Source organism: Marinobacter gelidimuriae (assembly GCF_000372805.1).
GTDB classification, from domain to species: Bacteria; Pseudomonadota; Gammaproteobacteria; order Pseudomonadales; family Oleiphilaceae; genus Marinobacter; species Marinobacter gelidimuriae.
The window spans coordinates 1-1379 of the sequence record NZ_KB889857.1; the positions used below are offsets into that span (position 1 = coordinate 1).

The window sequence follows — 1379 nt, forward strand, 5'->3', positions numbered from 1 at the left end:
TTGCGCGTACGAATCGTGTTGTGCCGTTCGGTCTCGAGATGCGTGAGGAAATCCAGCACCAGGGTTGCGTCGATATCGCACAGTGCCAGCATGGCAGGTGGCTTGCCCGTTGCGCGTCCCGCATAGTTCAGCAAGAGCTTGAAGGTATCGCGATAGGCAGCGACTGTTCGCGGGCTGACGTTCTGTTGCTGGATCAAGCGCTCGGCGAAGAAGCGCTGGAGCAACGCGCCGAATTCGGTGGGCGCGGTGAGCAAGGGGTTCATAACGTCTCTCCTTGCGTATAGAGGTGGAAGCGTTCGGCGGCGATCGCCATCAGTTCGGGAATGCCGGTGACATACCAGTAGGTGTCGCTCACCTTGGCGTGCCCGACGTAGGTTGATAGCGCCAGAATGGCACAATCAATATCTACGCCCTCTTCGTAGAGGCGCAGCATGCTTCTCACGATGAAGGTGTGCCGGATGTCATGCAGGCGGTGACGCTGATAGTCACCGCGCGTTTGCCAGTCCAATTGCTGACACAGCCTCTGTAAGGCATACAGCATACTGGGCTGATTTACGCCGCTGCCATCATCACGCAGGAAGAACTTGTCACAACATGGCCGTGGCACGAGCCTATCTCGCTGTCGTGCATAGGCGCGCAACGAGTCGGTAACGCTCGGATGCAGCGGTACGAGACGCTGCTGATGGAACTTGGCTTCGCGGATATGCAAAACGCCACTGTCCATGTCGACGTCAGCCGCGGTCAGGGTCAGTGCTTCGGCGATGCGTAGCCCGGTCGCGGCGAGCAAGCCAAAAACACAGCGGCAAGTTGCTGGACGCAATCCCTCGGTGGGCGCCAAGCCATGCGTGGCTTCAAGCAGTGTGCACAGTTCGGCTTCTGTGTAGATGTGTGGGATGAGACGCCGGTGGGCCGAACCAAAGAGACTTCGTGGTGGAACCTCCGTCGCCGGATCCTCGCGCTGGCAAAAGCGGGCGAAACCGCGAAGAATCCCGATGCGGCGCGCCCAGGTAAACGACGCCTTAAGCTGCGAAGTCTGTGCCCATGCGACAGCGAGCGGCACCGTCAGATGCCCTTCAGGAGAGACCTCATCCGCGAAACGGGCAAATGACTGAAGCTGCGTTGCATCGATGGTTAGCTCGAATCCGTTACGACGACGATACGCCAGGTACGCTTCGACCCGCGCCATCCAAGACAACCGGGCGCTCATGACGGGCTCCCGGGCCACGGCAGTGCCATCGCACGCAATTGCTCCACGTCAACACGGGCGTAGCTGTAGGCAGTGTCAAGACTCTTGTGACGCAATACGTCGGCGATCTCTTTGACTGAGACCCCAGCGCGCTGTAGCTGCGTTGCCATCGTTCGCCGCAGCACGTGTGTGT

3 protein-coding genes are annotated in these 1379 nt (G+C 59.7%); all 3 read right to left on the reverse strand.

Annotation, left to right across the window (positions count from 1 at the left end; all coding sequences use genetic code 11):
- Positions 1-263: phage integrase SAM-like domain-containing protein (locus tag A3OI_RS19265; RefSeq protein WP_018402992.1), on the reverse strand; the 263-nt coding region annotated here is incomplete at its 3' end.
- Entirely contained in the window at positions 260-1207 is a 948-nt protein-coding gene (locus A3OI_RS0103710; protein WP_018402993.1) for a tyrosine-type recombinase/integrase, read from the reverse strand. The genes A3OI_RS19265 and A3OI_RS0103710, both read right to left, overlap by 4 nt.
- On the reverse strand, positions 1204-1371 hold the full coding sequence (locus tag A3OI_RS21605; RefSeq protein ID WP_228702883.1) for a tyrosine-type recombinase/integrase: 168 nt from the start codon (positions 1369-1371) through the stop codon (positions 1204-1206). The genes A3OI_RS0103710 and A3OI_RS21605 overlap by 4 nt, the downstream gene beginning before the upstream one ends.
- Positions 1372-1379: the final 8 nt, after the last annotated feature.

What these genes read in the sequence shown, in the direction of transcription:
- A3OI_RS0103710 (WP_018402993.1), bottom strand. Translation starts at nt 1,207, where the DNA reads ATGAGCGCCCGGTTGTCTTGGATGGCGCGGGTCGAAGCGTACCTGGCG.